Origin of the sequence: Kitasatospora saccharophila (assembly GCF_039529925.1) — a bacterium.
Classification (GTDB): Bacteria; Actinomycetota; Actinomycetes; order Streptomycetales; family Streptomycetaceae; genus Kitasatospora; species Kitasatospora saccharophila.
This window is the reverse complement of the sequence record NZ_BAAANS010000068.1, coordinates 26022-40430: the sequence shown is the minus strand read 5'-3', so window position 1 is coordinate 40430 and position 14409 is coordinate 26022. Positions and strand designations below refer to the sequence as shown.

At 76.0% G+C, this 14409-nt stretch carries 15 protein-coding genes; 5 read left to right on the top strand and 10 right to left on the bottom strand.

Annotated features, from left to right (window positions below; all coding sequences use genetic code 11):
- Window positions 1–290: hypothetical protein (locus ABD345_RS33845; protein ID WP_425556927.1), on the top strand; the 290-nt coding region annotated here is incomplete at its 5' end.
- A gap of 25 nt (window positions 291–315) precedes the next feature.
- Here ABD345_RS33845 and ABD345_RS33840 read toward each other — a convergent pair.
- The 3 genes from ABD345_RS33840 to mshA all read right to left on the bottom strand — a co-directional run bounded on the left by ABD345_RS33840 (window position 316) and on the right by mshA (window position 2802).
- Entirely contained in the window at window positions 316–813 is a 498-nt protein-coding gene (locus ABD345_RS33840; protein ID WP_344557874.1) for an SLATT domain-containing protein, read from the bottom strand.
- 31 nt (window positions 814–844) lie between these two features.
- The gene (locus ABD345_RS33835) at window positions 845–1363 is read right to left on the bottom strand and encodes a type III secretion system chaperone family protein (protein ID WP_344557872.1); all 519 of its coding nucleotides are present in this window, start codon (window positions 1361–1363) and stop codon (window positions 845–847) included.
- Between the two features lie 95 nt (window positions 1364–1458).
- Window positions 1459–2802 carry a D-inositol-3-phosphate glycosyltransferase gene (mshA, locus tag ABD345_RS33830; RefSeq protein ID WP_344557870.1) on the bottom strand — a complete coding sequence of 448 codons (1344 nt, stop codon included), beginning with the start codon at window positions 2800–2802 and terminating at the stop codon, window positions 1459–1461.
- Window positions 2803–2979: 177 nt separating this feature from the next.
- On the opposite strand from mshA, the gene ABD345_RS33825 reads away from it, so the two are divergent.
- Window positions 2980–3804 (top strand): class I SAM-dependent methyltransferase, encoded by an 825-nt coding sequence (locus tag ABD345_RS33825; protein WP_344557868.1) that lies wholly within the window; start codon window positions 2980–2982, stop codon window positions 3802–3804.
- A 184-nt stretch (window positions 3805–3988) separates the two neighbouring features.
- Here ABD345_RS33825 and ABD345_RS33820 read toward each other — a convergent pair whose 3' ends face one another.
- Entirely contained in the window at window positions 3989–4525 is a 537-nt protein-coding gene (locus ABD345_RS33820) for an O-acetyl-ADP-ribose deacetylase (protein WP_344557866.1), read from the bottom strand.
- A gap of 227 nt (window positions 4526–4752) precedes the next feature.
- On the opposite strand from ABD345_RS33820, the gene ABD345_RS33815 reads away from it, so the two are divergent.
- The gene (locus tag ABD345_RS33815; protein WP_344557864.1) at window positions 4753–6237 is read left to right on the top strand and encodes a PP2C family protein-serine/threonine phosphatase; all 1485 of its coding nucleotides are present in this window, start codon (window positions 4753–4755) and stop codon (window positions 6235–6237) included.
- Between the two features lie 117 nt (window positions 6238–6354).
- On the opposite strand, the gene ABD345_RS33810 is transcribed toward ABD345_RS33815, so the two are convergent.
- From ABD345_RS33810 to ABD345_RS33795, 4 genes are all read right to left on the bottom strand, one after another.
- Entirely contained in the window at window positions 6355–6690 is a 336-nt protein-coding gene (locus ABD345_RS33810; RefSeq protein WP_344557862.1) for a DUF2516 family protein, read from the bottom strand.
- A 99-nt stretch (window positions 6691–6789) separates the two neighbouring features.
- Window positions 6790–7344, bottom strand: coding sequence for a hypothetical protein (locus tag ABD345_RS33805; RefSeq protein WP_344557861.1), 555 nt, complete (start codon window positions 7342–7344; stop codon window positions 6790–6792).
- A 109-nt stretch (window positions 7345–7453) separates the two neighbouring features.
- Window positions 7454–7822 carry a helix-turn-helix domain-containing protein gene (locus ABD345_RS33800; protein WP_344557859.1) on the bottom strand — a complete coding sequence of 123 codons (369 nt, stop codon included), beginning with the start codon at window positions 7820–7822 and terminating at the stop codon, window positions 7454–7456.
- 65 nt (window positions 7823–7887) lie between these two features.
- Window positions 7888–9282, bottom strand: coding sequence for a hypothetical protein (locus ABD345_RS33795; RefSeq protein ID WP_344557857.1), 1395 nt, complete (start codon window positions 9280–9282; stop codon window positions 7888–7890).
- A gap of 135 nt (window positions 9283–9417) precedes the next feature.
- Between ABD345_RS33795 and ABD345_RS33790 the strand changes: the two genes are divergently transcribed.
- Together ABD345_RS33790 and ABD345_RS33785 are read left to right on the top strand one after the other, a co-directional pair.
- Complete coding sequence (locus ABD345_RS33790) at window positions 9418–10041, top strand: HAD family hydrolase (RefSeq protein WP_344557855.1); 624 nt, start codon at window positions 9418–9420, stop codon at window positions 10039–10041.
- Window positions 10042–10084: 43 nt separating this feature from the next.
- A complete protein-coding gene (locus ABD345_RS33785; protein WP_344557853.1) occupies window positions 10085–10909 on the top strand; it encodes an alpha/beta fold hydrolase in 825 nt (274 codons plus the stop codon).
- A 181-nt stretch (window positions 10910–11090) separates the two neighbouring features.
- Here the strand turns inward: ABD345_RS33785 and ABD345_RS33780 are convergent, their stop codons facing one another.
- Complete coding sequence (locus tag ABD345_RS33780) at window positions 11091–11243, bottom strand: hypothetical protein (RefSeq protein WP_344557851.1); 153 nt, start codon at window positions 11241–11243, stop codon at window positions 11091–11093.
- Between the two features lie 5 nt (window positions 11244–11248).
- Window positions 11249–14311 (bottom strand): DEAD/DEAH box helicase, encoded by a 3063-nt coding sequence (locus ABD345_RS33775; RefSeq protein ID WP_344557849.1) that lies wholly within the window; start codon window positions 14309–14311, stop codon window positions 11249–11251.
- Window positions 14312–14409 lie beyond the last annotated feature (98 nt).

The following is a 14409-nucleotide window of genomic DNA, read 5'->3' as shown; positions in this document are numbered from 1 at the left end:
TGAGCGACGTGTTGCGGCAACGCGCCTGGGAGATCGCCGAACGGCTCGCCGAGGCGGGCGGCGGGGAGGCCAGGCTGACCGTCATCCCGGACGGCTACCGCGTAGAACTGCGGATCTTCCGCCCCGAGGACGGCTCCCCCAGCCCCGAGGACCACATGGCCGTCCTGTCCGCCCTCGCCCTGGGCGACCGTTGGGGCCACCGCTACTCGCCACCCTCCCGCAACAACGGCACCGCCCGCGAACTCGTCTGGAGCGAAGTCCACACCCCGCCCGACCAGAACGACGGCTAGGCAGACCTGCCCGCAGTCAGGGCGCTCAGCCCGCCGCGCCGCCGGCCTCGCTCTGGCGCAGGCGGACCCAGGAGTCGTGGTCGTCCTCCAGGATCGCCTGGTACTCGTCGATCAGCGGCGCCAGCCGGGACGGCTCCGGCACCGTGCCGCCGTACTCGGCCTTCAGCAGGCCGAGGCGGCGGCGCAGCGAGTTCAGCCGGTGCACGGTGTCGGAGCGCTGGATCCACAGCGTGCGGTAGCCGAAGAACGCCGCCCAGGCGGCCAGTACGGTGACCAGCGCGCCGGAGACGAGTGCCACGTCCGCCAGCCGGGCCGCCAGCGGTTCGCCGACCTTCAGGCCCAGCAGCACGGTGACCAGCGCGGACAGGCTCACGGTGGCCAGTTGCAGGGTCAGCGCGCGGCGCCGGTCCCAGTCGCGGCGGCGCCGGCGGTCCTTCAGCTCGGCTTCGAGCTCGGCCTCCAGCCAGGCCAACTTCCGCTGGGCGGCGGCGGATTCGGCGGATCCGGCGTATTCGGTGTCCATGGTTTCCTCCCCGGCCGGGAGGATACCCGGATCACGCCCCGGCGGGAGGGGTCTTCCCGTTCGCCAGGTGCGCGAAGGCCGCCAGGTTGCGGGTGGACTCGCCGCGCTTGGTGCGCCACTCCCACTCGCGGCGGATCGCGGTCGCGAACCCCAGCTCCAGCAGGGTGTCGAACGGCTCGTCGGCGTTCTCCAGCACGCTCCCCAGCAGCCGGTCCACCGCGTCGGGCGTCAGCGCCTCCAGCGGCAGCCGGCCCACCAGGTACACGTCGCCGAGCCGGTCGACGGCGTACGCCACCCCGAACATCCGGGTGTTGCGCTCCAGCAGCCAGCGGTGGAACGCCTCGTGGTTCTCGTCCGGCCGCCGGATCACGAACGCGTTCACCGAGAGCGTGTGGTCACCGACCCGCAGCGCGCAGGCGGTGGAGAGCTTCCGCGTCCCGGGCAGCGCGGCGACCACCGTGTACGGGTCGGCGGCGGCCGGCTCCCAGGCGACACCCGCCTGGTCGAGCGCGGTGCGCAGGAGGGTCAGTGCGTCGTCCTTGGCAGCCATGCACCCCACGCTAGCTTCCCGCACGAGGAAGGGGACGAAGCAGGGGCTCGCCGTTCCCCGAGCCCCTGCATGTGCGCGTCCCGCCGTGCGCGGCCTCAGGCCCGGGCGACGGCCGTCATCGCTCCCGTGTAGACCTCGGCGGTGGCTCCGGCCGCGGTGAGCCAGCCGAAGGCGGCGGCGTGGTCGGCGGCGGCGGCGCCGCGGACGGGGGTGAGGGAGGGGTCGGTGACGTAGGGGTGGAGGGCCCGGGCCCAGGCGTCGGGGTCGTGGCCGGGGACGAGGGTGCCGGTGAGGCCGTCCCGGACGGCGACCGGGAGGCCGCCGACGGCGGCGGCGACCACGGGGGTGCCGCAGGCCTGGGCCTCCAGGGCGACCAGGCCGAAGGACTCGCTGTGGGAGGGCATCACCAGGGCGGTGGCGGCCCGGTACCAGTCGGCGAGGCTGCGCTGGTCGACCGGGGGGTGGAAGCGGACCACGTCGCCGATGCCGAGCTGGGCGGCGAGCTTGTGCAGGCTCTCGGGGCGGGCCAGACCGGTGCCGGAGGGGCCGCCGACGACCGGGACGACCAGGCGTTCGCGCAGGCCGGGGTGCCGGTCGAGCAGCCGGGCGACGGCCTTGAGCAGGACGTCGGGCGCCTTGAGCGGCTGTATTCGGCCGGCGAACAGCAGCACCGCGGCGTCCTGCGGGAGGCCGAGCCGGGCCCGGGCGGCGGCCCGGGAGCCGGGGCGGAACACGTCGAGGTTGACGCCGGGGTGGACGACGGCGAGCTGGTCGGGGCGGGCCGCGTAGTGGTGGGCCAGCTCGGCGGCCTCCTCCGCGGTGTTGGCGATCAGCCGGTCGGCGGCGCCGACCACCTGGGTCTCGCCGATCACCCGGGCGGCGGGCTCGGGGGTGTCGCCCTCGGCGAGGGCGGCGTTCTTGACCTTGGCCATGGTGTGCATGGTGTGCACCAGCGGGACGCCCCAGCGCTCGGCGGCCAGCCAGCCGACCTGGCCGGACAGCCAGTAGTGCGAGTGCACCAGGTCGTAGTAGCCGGGGCGGTGGCCGGCCTCGGTGCGCAGCACGCCGTGCGTGAAGGCGCACAGCTGGGCCGGCAGGTCCTCCTTGAAGAGGCCCTCGTACGGGCCGGCGGTGACGTGCCGGACCAGGACGCCGGGGGCGAGCTCGACGGCGGGGGCGTCGTCCGAGCTGACGGCGCGGGTGAAGACCTCGACCTCGATGTCCAGGTCGGCGAGGCGCTTGGCCAGCTCCACGATGTACACGTTCATGCCGCCGGCGTCCCCGGTGCCGGGCTGGTGCAGCGGCGAGGTGTGGACGCTCAGCATCGCGATCCGGCGCGGGCGGCGGGCGGGCCCGGCGAACGCGGCGGGGGCGGTGGGGGCCGCGGGGGCGGCCCACCGCGCCCCCCGGCGGGGCGTGCGGACGAGGGGCTGGGTCACCTGCGGATGCCTCCCTGCGCGCCGGCCGTCTGGTCTGCTCTTCTCGTGCCGCCGCCCGCGGCCGGCGGCAGCGGGCGGATGGACTCCAGCCAGGGCAACGGGGCAGCGCGTCGTCCTATTCCCGCCAGCGGATCCGGGTGCCGTCGGCGGCGGAACGGCTGCGTACGCTTGGTGACCATGGCAGCGAGCGACACGCCGTCGTCCCGGGGCCGGTCGGGCCGGCCGGTGGGGACGATCACCCGGGGCACCACCAACACCAACCGGCTGCGGCGGATGGACCGGTGGATCGCGCACGCGGCGGGCCGGGCGCTGCGGGCCCCGGTGGCCCCGCCGGTCGCGGTGGACCTCGGCTACGGGGCGGCGCCGTGGACGGCGGTGGAGCTGTCGGCGCGGCTGCGGGCGGTGCGGGCGGACGTCCGGGTGGTGGGGATCGAGATCGACCCGGCCCGGGTGGCGGCGGCGCTGCCGATGGCCGAGCCGCCGCTGCTGGAGTTCCGCCGGGGCGGGTTCGAGGTGCCGCTGGACGGCGGGGCCAGGCCCCGGCTGATCCGGGCGGCGAACGTGCTGCGGCAGTACGACGAGGAGCAGGTGGCCGAGGTGTGGGCCCGGCTGTGCGGGCGACTGGCGCCGGACGGGCTGCTGGTGGAGGGCACCTGCGACGAGATCGGGCGGCGGCACGTCTGGGTGGCGCTCGGCCCGGAGGGGCCGCGGACGGTGACCTTCGCGGCCCGGCTGGCCGACCTGGAACGGCCGTCCGAACTGGCGGAACGGCTGCCGAAGGCGCTGATCCACCACAACGTGCCCGGGCGGCCGGTGCACTCCTTCCTGCGCGACTTCGACCGGGCCTGGGCGGCGGCCGCGCCGCTGGGGGCGTTCGGGGCGCGGCAGCGCTGGGCGGCGGCCTGCGCGGCGCTGGCGGCGGACTGGCCGCTGCGGGACGGGCCGAACCGGCGGCGGCAGGGCGAACTGACGGTGGACTGGGCCGCGCTGGCACCGCGCTGAGCCCGGGGCTCCCCGATCCGGGCCCCGGCTCGGACGGGTGCTCGGACGTCGGAACTCCCGTCCACCGAGCACTCGTTCGACGGTTCACTCGAACGAGTTATCGATTTGCTCTGGCGTGTTGACGCCCCGTCACGCCACCATGGAGCCGTTCGGGTGGCTGTTGGCGCGGTCCCCCGGGCACCCGTCAGCCCGTCCGCCCTTCGACCTCGTTCCGCACCCGTTCGAACGCCGCGTACGCCTCGGCGTCGAACAGCACGAACCGCACCTCGTCCAGGTCCGGGCCCGCCGCGGCCACGGCCCCCAGGGCGATCCGGGCCGCGTCCTCCAGCGGCCAGCCGAAGATCCCGGCCGAGACGGCCGGGAAGGCCACCGTCCGGGCCCCCAGCCCGACCGCGACCCGAAGGGATTCCCGATAGCAGGAGGCCAGTAGCTCCGCGCGCTGCGGATAGTCCTCCGCCCGGTACACCGGACCGACGGTGTGCACCACCCAGCGGGCGGGCAGCCGTCCCGCCGTGGTCGCCACGGCCCGGCCGGTGGGCAGCCCCTTGCCGTAGTGCGAGGCGCGCAGCCTGCGGCACTCGGCCAGGATCTCCGGTCCCCCCTTGCGGTGGATCGCCCCGTCCACTCCGCCACCGCCCAGCAGGGAGCTGTTGGCGGCGTTCACCACCGCGTCCACCCGCTGTTCCGTGATGTCACCCTGCACCAGCGTGATTTGCGTCACCGCTGCTCACCTCCGGTCAATTCCGGTCCTCCAGTGGCGGAAACCTGTGGAAACCCTAGGCAAAGCCGCCACCAGGCGCGTGGCAATAACCACATCGGCGCCGCCCAGTCGAAGAAATCCTCGGAGATCACGTTATGGTCGCGGGAAGCCCCCCGATGCCCGGTGCCACCCGGGCACTGCGGACGGACACCAGCCGTTGGTCTGTCGGGGAAAGGAAGGACCGACCGATGCCCGCTACGGGAGACGGGCGGGCACCCGACGCGACCACCAGCGCCGGTACCGCCGAACGCAGCCGCGGCCGCCGCGCGCACAGCGCCCCGCGCCCCGACCGGACCGCCGGTCCGCTCGCCGGGCAGCACGGGGGCCCGGCGCCGATACCGCATCCCCGTAGCACCCCCGGCAGCACCGAACCCGCCCGTCCCGCCGCGGGTTTCCGGGTCCTGGTGGTCGAGAACGACGGCCCCGGCCACACCCTGTTCGACTCACTGGCCGCCGAACTCGGGCAGCACGTCGAACTGCACCGGGTGGACGGCATCCGGGAGGCCCTCGCCGCGCTGCCGCCGCAGCCCGGCTCCGGCCGCCGCGGCCAGCGCGCCCCCGACTTCCAGTGCGTCCTGCTCGACCTCGGCACGCCCGGCGAGCACCTCGACGCGCCCGGCGACGACCCGTCCGGGGACCTGTCCGAGGATCCGTCCGACGGGCTGGACGGCCTGCGCAAACTGCTGCTGCGCGCGCCGCACACCGCCGTGGTGGTGCTCACCGACGCCGCCGGGGCCGAGCTCGGCGCCGCCGCGGTCGCCGCCGGCGCCCAGGACTTCCTGCTCCGGCAGGACACCGGCGGCCCGCTGCTGGCCCGCGCCCTGCGCTACGCGGTGGAGCGCAAGCGCGCCGACGAGTCGCAGCGCCGGCTGGTCGAGGCCGAGATCCGCGGCCAGGAGAACGCCCGGCTCCAGCGCCACCTGCTGCCCACCCCGCTGCTGGACGGCGCCAACCTGGCCTTCACCCGCCGCTACCGCCCCGGCCGCCGCCGCGCCCTGCTCGGCGGCGACTTCTACGACGCCGTCCGCACCAAGGACGGCCGGGTGCACGTGGTGATCGGCGACGTCTGCGGCCACGGCCCGGACGAGGCCGCGCTCGGCGTCGCGCTGCGGATAGCGTGGCGGACGCTGGTGTTCGCCGGGCTGACCGGCCAGCACCTGCTCACCACCCTGCAGCACGTGCTGGAGCACGAGCGCCGTAGCGACGAGATCTTCGCGACCCTGTGCATGGTCGTGCTGGACGCCCCGCCGGAGGACGGCGGCCCCGAGTCCGCCGATCTGTACCTGGCCGGGCACCCCGCGCCGCTGCTGCTCGGCCCCGACGGCCCGCCGGTGCTGCTCCCGCTCGACCAGGCCGGGCCGGCCCTCGGCCTGCTGCCCTGCGACGCGACGCACTCGGTCTGGCCCGCCCTGCGGGTCGAGCTCTCCCCCGGCTGGCGGCTGCTGATGTACACCGACGGCCTGGTCGAGGGCAAGGTCGGGGCGGGCTCGCCCCGGCTCGGCCAGGAGGGCCTGATCGAGCTGATCACCGACCACCAGGCCGCCGGGCTGACCCGCGGCCGGCTGGTCGACTCGGCGATCGCCGAGGTCGAGGAGCTGAACGGCGGGGCGCTCACCGACGACGTCGCGGTGCTGCTGCTGGAGCGCAACCCGGTGCCGGTGACCATGGGCTGAGCGGCCCGCCCGCCGTCCCCGGAACGCCAAGACCGGAACGCCGGGCCGGAACGCCGGGCCGGAACGCCGGAAGGGCGGCCCCCCGCGCGGGGGGCCGCCCTTCTCCGCGTCACTCCGTCACCAGGGGCCGTACGGGCCCTGGTTGCTGCGCCCGCCGCGGCCGCGGCCGTCGGTGAGCAGCTTGATCGCGGGACGGACGTCCACCACGTAGACGATCGAGGCGACCAGGCCGACCAGCGTCATCAGGCCGCTGACCGGGTTGGCCCCGAAGATCAGGTCCCAGACCAAGGAGAGGCTCAGGATGATCACCCAGAAGCCCTTGGTCTTCTTGTCCGCCGCCCGGTACGCGTCCTCCCGACGGAACAGGGCGTCGCCGAGCGCGAACACCTTGAAGCAGATGATCGCCGCGGCGATCCACCAGAAGGGGTTCAGCAGGTCGACGTACAGGATCACCTTGAGCTCCTCACTCTCGTCTCCATCCTGACACGGCCACTGCCCCGGTCAACGGCCCCCGGCGGCGCGGCGTTCCGCCCCGGGTCACTCCGCCTCGGGTCACTCCGCCTCGGGCGCGGCGCTCTTCCGGGGGCGGGGGGCCTTCTTGGCGGACGGCTTCGGCGCGGCGGGCTCCTCGTCCACCACGACCTCGGCGATCACGACCTCCTCGACCACCACGTCCGCCTCCGCCTCGGGGCCGGCCTCGGCGTCCTCCGGCGCGGCGTCCTTCGGGGCGACGCCCGCGGCGTCGACCACGGTGCGGCCGCGGACGGCCAGTTCGTCGTAGACCTCCTTGGCCTTCACCGCGAACTCCAGCGCCCGGCCGACCTGCTGCATCGCGAACTCCTGGGCCTTGGCCTGGAGTTCCTTCACGTCGGTGGGCAGCGCGGTGACCGCCTCGGTGACCTTGGCCTGCGCGCCGACCAGCGCGGCGCCCGCGTCCTGCAGGGCGGCGGCGGCCTTCTCCTGGGTGCCCTTGCGGTCGGCGGCGAGCGCCTCCAGCTGGGCGGGCACCTCGCGGAGCTTCTCGTACGCGAGGTCACCGGCGCCGGCCAGCGCGTACAGCGGGGTCGGGTCGGTGAGGGTCTTCTTGAACTCGTCGCTGATCGGCATGTCGGGTCCTCCCGGTCGGGAGCCGCCGCGCGGTCGGGTCGCGCGGGGCTCGGTCACGCTGCTCTGGTCGTTCGGTGCTGGTTCGTTCTTCGGGCCGGGGGCCGGCCCCTCACGCGGGCTCCGCCGGGCGGGCGGCCTGGTTCTCCTTCAGGAACGCCTCGTACACCGACAGCAGGGCCTGCTTCTGCCGCTCGTTGATCAGCGGGTCGGCCAGGATCGCGGCCCGCAGGCCCGGCTCCGCGCCGTCCCGCTCCTCCAGGATCCCGGCCTGCACGTAGAGCGTCTCCGCCGAGATCCGCAGCGCCTTGGCGATCTGCTGGAGGATCTCCGCGCTGGGCTTGCGCAGCCCGCGCTCGATCTGGCTCAGGTACGGGTTGGACACCCCGGCGACCTCGGCCAGCTGCCGCAGCGAGTACTGCGCGCTCCGCCGCTGCTCCCGGATGTACTCGCCGAGCGAGCCCACGTTCAGTGACGCCATACGGGCAGTCTGCACCGCCCCGCTTGCAATTGCAAGCAGCCTGCTAGCACCTGCGAACGCGTCGCTCAGTGCGGGCCGGGCGTACCGGTGGCGGTCAGGTGCGGGCCGAAGACGAGGCGGTCGGGGGCGGGCTCGGGGAGGGCGGTGCACCGGAAGGCGTCCAGGGTGAAGGCGAGCGCGAAGGAGTGCTCGAAGCCCTGGGAGCGGAGGACCCAGGGGGCGTCCGGGTCGCCGGCGGGGGGCTGGGCGAAGGTGAGGCGGGCGTGGGCCGGGGGGCCGTACTCGGCCGGGGTGGCGGGCAGGCGGTACAGGACGAGGGCGAGCCGGGCGGGGAGGGCCCGGACGGTGGGGCGGGCCCGGGGGCCGACCGGGCGGAGCTCCTCCGGGACGGTGACGTAGCCGGTGACGGCCTCGGCGAAGTCCGGGCCGCCGCGCCGGAACCAGTCGGCGACCAGCGCCTCGAAGGCGGCGTTCCGGTCGGCGCGGCGGCGGACCGCCCCCGCCGCCAGGATCCGCGGGCCCGCCCCGGCCAGGGCGGTGGTGACGGCCCGCAGCGGGGCGTCCGCGGCCGAACCGGCGAACCGGACCCGCCGGGCGGCGACCATGGCGGCCCGGAGCACCCACCCCGCGTCGGCGGGCCCGCCGGCGGAGCGGAACACCGGCAGGGTCCACTGCCGGACGCCGCGGCGTCCGCGCCGCTCCGGGTGCGCGGCGGCGAACCGGCGGCCGGTCGGCGAGCCCTCCCAGTCGTCGTCCAGGTCCAGCCGGACGGAGCGGCAGCGCAGCACCCCGGCCGCGCCCAGCCGGAGCACCACCCCGTCGGGGCCCGCGTCCAGGGAGAGGCCGGTGGTGTCCCGGCCGCTGTCGAAGCGCAGTTCCTCCGGGTCCTCGAAGTGGACGGTGAGCCGGGCGACGCGCAGGTCGCCGCCGGCGTACCGGCGCGGCAGTTCGAGCTCGCACCAGCCGACCAGCCGGTCGGCGCCGCGCCGCTCGACCATCAGCCCCCGGAGCCCGGCGGTCGGCAGGTCGTACTCGGCAGCCAGTCCTTCCGTCAACTCGCCTCCCGTACCCTCCAGTTCAGCCATCATGAAACCGCGGTGGAACCGGCGCCACTCGCCCGGGCCGGTGGCGGGCTCGGGCGCGGGCCGGCGCAGGAAGCGCTCGACCGGGACGCCCGCGGCGGCGGTCTGCTCGATCACCCAGGCCCGCCGTTCGGGGCCGAGGTCGGCCATCCAGCGCAGCGCCCAGCGGGCCTGGAGCGAGCGGGCCCAGCGGAAGCGGGCGGCGGCCGCCGCGAAGAGGGCCGCGGTGTTGTTGTCCCACACGTCGGCCAGCCGGTAGATCTCCTCGCGGTCGAACTCCCGTGCATCGGCCGAGACTTCGGTGATCCGCTCGACCGAGCGGTCGAGCAGCGCGGCGTAGGCGAGCAGGGTGCGCGGCTGCCGGGGATGGAAGGACATGGAGGCGATTGTGCCCGGCGGCGCGGGTGGTGGCCATCCGGAGAAGTAGGGTGATGGCGAATAACTTCCGTCGTCAGCAAGGGATTTGACTGGCGCGGGCGGTCACATCGGGCGGAAGCGGGAAGGCCGGACGGGATGGCGGAGCGGCGGATCGGCGCGGTGCTGTGCGACCTGGACGGGGTGCTGCGGCACTGGGCGGACCTCGCGGACGTCGACCGGGCGCACGGTCTCGCGCCCGGCACCGTCGCGGGGGCCGCCTTCCGGCCGGAGCGGCTGCTGCCCGCCGTCACGGGGCAGGTCGGGGACGGGGAGTGGCGGGCCCTGGTGGCCGCGGACCTGGCGGAGGTCTGCGGCTCGGCGGAGCGGGCCCGGGCGGTGGTCGCGGACTGGGGGCGGCAGCCGTCCCGGGTGGACCCGGAGGTGCTGGCGCTGCTGGGGGCGGTGCGCCGGAACGTGCCCGTGGTGCTGGTCTCCAACGGCACCGACCGGCTGGAGTCGGACCTGGCCGCGCTCGGGCTGGACGGTGCCGTGGACGCGGTGGTCAACTCGGCCCGGGTCGGCGCGGCCAAGCCCGATCCCCGGATCTACCTCGCCGCCGCCGAGCGGGCCGGCGTCCCGCCCCGGCGGTGCCTGTTCGTGGACGACACCGCGGGTCACCTCACCACCGCGGCGGCCCTCGGCATGTCCGGCCACCACCACCGGGACGCGGCCGGGCTGCGCGCGGTGCTCGACGGTCACGGCCTGCTCCGGGCCCGGTGAAATCCCGCGCCCCGCGCGGCGGGGGCGTGCCACCATCCTGGTCATGACGATCTTCCGGGGGCCCGACGGAACGGCCCTCCACTACGACCGGCTCGGCGACGGAGCGCCCCTGGTGGCGGTCCCCGGCGGGCCCGGCATGGACGCCCGCTACCTCGGCACCCTCGGCGGGCTGGACGCCCACCGGCGGCTGGTCCGGTTCGACCCCCGGGGTTGCGGCCGGTCGGCGGCCCCCGCCGACCGGGCGAGCTGTGCGTTCGGCGCCCAGGCCGCGGACGTGGAGGCCCTCCGGGAGCACCTCGGCGTGGCGCGCCTCGACCTGCTCGCCCACTCGGCGGGCAGTCTCACCGCGCAGCGCTACGCCGCCGAGTTCCCGCACCGGGTGCGGTCGTTGACCCTCGTCGCCCCCGTCGGGCGGGCGGCCCGGGAGCCCGACCCGGCGGAGATCGCCGCGGTCCGGGCCGCCCGCGCGGCGGAGCCCTGGTACCGGGACGCCGCCGGGGCGGACGCCCTGCTGGCCGACGGCGCGGAGTCCACGCCGGAGCTGGTCCGGCGGATCACCCCGTTCTTCTGGGGCGGTTGGAACGAGCAGGCCCGCGCGGAGGCGTTCAACCCGGGGCTGGTGCCGGCCGCGCCCTGGATGCGGGAGGCGTTCTACGCGGGCTCGGGCGAGGCCCGGCCGGTGTCGGTGCCGGTGCTGGTGGTCGCCGGTGGGCTGGACGGGATGATCGGCACCGCTCCCGCGAGGCTGGTCGCCGCCCTCCACCCGAACGCCCGCCTCGCCGTCCTGCCCGGTGCGGGGCACCGGCCGTGGGTGGACGCTCCGGTCGAATTCGGTTCGCTGGTGCGGGAGTTCCTCGACGGCATGTAGCGGGGAGCGCGCATTCAGGGGCTCGGGGAACGGCGAGTCCGTGCTGCTGACGGCCGGAACCCATCGAAGTGTCCGTGCTGCTGCGTGTCTTCAAGGGAACCGAAAGCAGAAGCGCGCAACGGCAGTGAACCTCTCGCAGACCCGGGCTCGCCGTTCCCCGAGCCCCTGATGGTGCATCCTCCTATTCGGCGGTCAGGTGCCGGTAGAGCGGGGCGAGGAGTTCCGCGAGGTCCGGGGGGAGGTCGGGTGGGGCGGGGGGTTCGGGCGGGGTGTCCCGGAGGGTGAACCCGCCCTGCCAGAAGGTGTCGAGGCACTGGTCGATCGGCTGGTCCACGGCGGTCAGGCTCCGGTCGGGTCGGCGGCGAAGGTGAGCAGTTCGCGGAGCTGCTCGGTGGGGAGCTCGGTCAGCCAGTTCTCGCCGGAACCGATCACCGCTCCGGCCAACTCGCGCTTGGTGTCGATGAGTTCGGCGATGCGTTCCTCGATGGTGCCGGTGCACACCAGCTTGCGGACCTGGACCTCGCGGTGCTGGCCGATCCGGTGGGCCCGGTCGGTGGCCTGGTCCTCGGTGGCGGGGTTCCACCAGCGGTCGAGGTGGATGACCTGGTTGGCGGCGGTGAGGTTGAGTCCGGTGCCGCCGGCCTTCAGGGAGAGCAGGAACACCCGTGGGCCGTCCGGGGATTGGAAGCGGTCGACGAGTTCCTGGCGGCGCGGCGCGGTGAGGGCGCCGTGCAGGTAGAGGACGGGTTCGCCGAGGCGGCGGCGCAGGTGGGGCTGGAGCAGGGCGCCGAACTCGGCGTACTGGGTGAAGACGAGGACCCGGTCGCCTTCCGCCAGGGCCTCCCGGAGCAGCGCGACGAGTCGTTCGACCTTGCCCGAGCGACCGCCCAACGGGCTCCGGTCGTGCAGGAGTTGGGCGGGGTGGTTGCAGACCTGCTTGAGCCGGCCGAGGGCGGCGAGCACCGCGCCCTTGCGTTCGACGCCGCGGATGCCGCCGAGCCGGTCGAGCAGGTCGGCGACGACGGCCTGGTAGAGGCCGGCCTGTTCGGGGGTGAGGTCGCAGCGGACGGTGAACTCCTGCTTGGCGGGGAGCTGTCGGCCGATCTCCGGGTCGCTCTTGAGGCGGCGCAGCAGGAAGGGCGCGGTGAGTCGTTGGAGCCGGGCGGCGACGTCCCGGTTGCCGGACTGCTCGATCGGGACGGCGTACTGCTCGCGGAAGGACTCGGGGCTGCCGAACAGGCCGGGGTTGGCGAAGTCGAGGACGGTGTGGAGTTCGGCGAGGCGGTTCTCGACGGGGGTGCCGGTGAGGGCGATCCGGGGGCCGGAGCGCAGCGAGCGCAGGGCGCGGGACTGGCGGGCGGCGCGGTTCTTGGCGTGCTGGGCCTCGTCGGCGACGACCCGCCGCCAGTGGACGGCGCGCAGCGCGGCGGCGTCCCGCTGCAGGACGCCGTAGGTGGTGATCACCAGGTCGGCGGCGGGGTCGGGGCCGGTGCGGTCGGGGCCGTGGTGGAGCTGGACGCGCAGCCGGGGGGTGAAGCGGGCGGCTTCGCGCTGCCAGTTGCCGACCAGGGAGGTGGGGCAGACCAGCAGGACGGGGCCGCGGGCGCCGCGGGCGTGCTCCAGGGCGAGCAGGGCGAGGGTCTGGACGGTCTTGCCGAGGCCCATGTCGTCGGCGAGGACGGCGCCGAGGCCGAGCCGCCCGAGGGCGTCCAGCCAGGCCAACCCCCGCTCCTGGTACGGGCGGAGGGCGCCGGTGAAGCCGGGCGGCGGCGGGGTGCGGTGGGCGCCGGGGAGGCGGCCGAGCCGGCCGGCCAGCAGGTCGCCGAGCGGGCCCTCGGCGTGCACGGCGGTGACCGGGAGGCCGTCGACGACGGCGCCGTCGGTGGCGGCGAGCCGGAGCAGGGCGGCGGCGTCCAGCCGGGGGTCGTCGCGGCGGTCGGCGAGGAAGCGCAGGGCGGCGGCGAGTTGTCCGGCGTCCACCTCGATCCACCGGCCGCGGAACCGGACCAGGCCCGATTGGGCGGCCGCGAGTTCCTCCAACTCCTGCCGGGTGAGCGGCTGTTCGCCGACGGCCAGCTGCCAGCGGAAGTCCAGGACGGTGTCCCGGTCGGCCTGGGCGGCGCGCTGGACGGAGCCGGGGGCGGGCGCGGCGTGCGCGGTGGCGGCGAGGCCGAGCCGGGGGCGGCGCTGCCACCAGGCGGGCAGCAGGACGCCGTGTCCGGCGGCGGCCAGCGCGGGGGCGCTGTCGCGCAGGAAGGCGAGCGCACCGGCCCGGTCGAGGTCGAGCCCGGTGGGGCGGGTGCGGTGCAGGGCGGCCCGCAGTCCGGGCAACAGGCGGGCGGCGCGGTCGAGTTCGGCGAGGTAGGCGGCGGTCGGGTCGTCGACCGTCCGGGCCAGGGCGGCCGCGCCGGGCCCGCCGGACCAGAGTTCGGCGGCGGGCAGCAGCAGCGAGGGCCGGTCGACGGGGGCGAGCAGCACGTCCAGCCGCCAGTTCTCGTCCACCACGGTGGCGTCCGGGTCGTCGGCGGCGGTGCCGAGCGGTTCGGCGAGGCGGAAGGCGAGCCGGACCGGCCCGAGCGGGGCGGTGCCGGCCGCGGCGGCGGTGAGCCGGGAAACCTCGGCGGGGTCGGGCGGGGCGGGCAGCCGGGCGTCCTGGCCGCGCAGGGCGGCCAGCCAGGTCGGGCCGCCGGGGGACGGCGGCGGGGCGCCGTCCCCGAGCGCGACGCGGGTCTCGTGGTCGGTGAGGACGTCCAGCACGGTCTCGAACAGGGCGCTGCCGGTGGGTTCGTGGCCGTCCTCGGCGCGGGCGACCGGCGGGCAGCCGGCCGCCAGCGCGCGGGCCTCCCGGCGGGTGTCCGGCTGGTGCGCGGGCCGCCAGCGGGCCGCCCAGCCGCCGTCCTCGGCGACCAGCGCGGGCAGCACCCGGCCCCGACCGGCCAGCCGCCAGGCCAGGTCGTGCACGCCGGTCAGCCAGCGCAGCGACGCCCCGTACGCGAGTTCCGCCGTCCGGCCGCCGGACAGTTCGACGGTGGTGCCGGGCCAGTACGGGTCGAACAGCTCGCCGAGCAGCTGCGCGGCCCCGGCCGGGTCGAACAGTAGCGCCGGGACCCGCCACGGCCGCAGTTCCGGCCCCCGGGCGGTGGAGCCGACGGGCAGGTCCGGCGAGGGGGTCGGCCGCGAGCCGAGCGTCGGCAGCCGCAACGTCAGCCACCGCTCGTCCCCCCGCTCGGCCAGCCAGGCCGGGCCGGGCCCGATCGCCCGCAGCAGCTCCGCGACCCCGGCCGCCGGGCAGGCGTACGGGTGCCGCGCCCCCTCCCCCACCCGCCCGGCGAACGCCCCGGCGTCCTCCGCCCACACCCCGAGCCGCGCATCGGCCCGCCACTGGGCGTGCAGGACGTACATCGGACCTCCGGTGGGCGGGCGCAGGGGCCTTCCAGCGTAGATCGGCCCGCCGACAGATCGGCAGGACGCGCGTTCAGGGGCTCGGGGAACGGCGAGGC

Excerpts from the sequence above, each read along its gene's own strand:
- ABD345_RS33840 (WP_344557874.1), bottom strand. The coding sequence starts at position 813 with ATGGACACCGAATACGCCGGATCCGCCGAATCCGCCGCCGCCCAGCGG.
- ABD345_RS33835 (WP_344557872.1), bottom strand. The coding sequence starts at position 1,363 with ATGGCTGCCAAGGACGACGCACTGACCCTCCTGCGCACCGCGCTCGAC.
- ABD345_RS33825 (WP_344557868.1), top strand. The coding sequence starts at position 2,980 with ATGGCAGCGAGCGACACGCCGTCGTCCCGGGGCCGGTCGGGCCGGCCG.
- ABD345_RS33815 (WP_344557864.1), top strand. The coding sequence starts at position 4,753 with ATGCCCGCTACGGGAGACGGGCGGGCACCCGACGCGACCACCAGCGCC.
- ABD345_RS33805 (WP_344557861.1), bottom strand. The coding sequence starts at position 7,344 with ATGCCGATCAGCGACGAGTTCAAGAAGACCCTCACCGACCCGACCCCG.
- ABD345_RS33800 (WP_344557859.1), bottom strand. The coding sequence starts at position 7,822 with ATGGCGTCACTGAACGTGGGCTCGCTCGGCGAGTACATCCGGGAGCAG.
- ABD345_RS33795 (WP_344557857.1), bottom strand. The coding sequence starts at position 9,282 with ATGTCCTTCCATCCCCGGCAGCCGCGCACCCTGCTCGCCTACGCCGCG.
- ABD345_RS33790 (WP_344557855.1), top strand. The coding sequence starts at position 9,418 with ATGGCGGAGCGGCGGATCGGCGCGGTGCTGTGCGACCTGGACGGGGTG.
- ABD345_RS33785 (WP_344557853.1), top strand. The coding sequence starts at position 10,085 with ATGACGATCTTCCGGGGGCCCGACGGAACGGCCCTCCACTACGACCGG.
- ABD345_RS33775 (WP_344557849.1), bottom strand. The coding sequence starts at position 14,311 with ATGTACGTCCTGCACGCCCAGTGGCGGGCCGATGCGCGGCTCGGGGTG.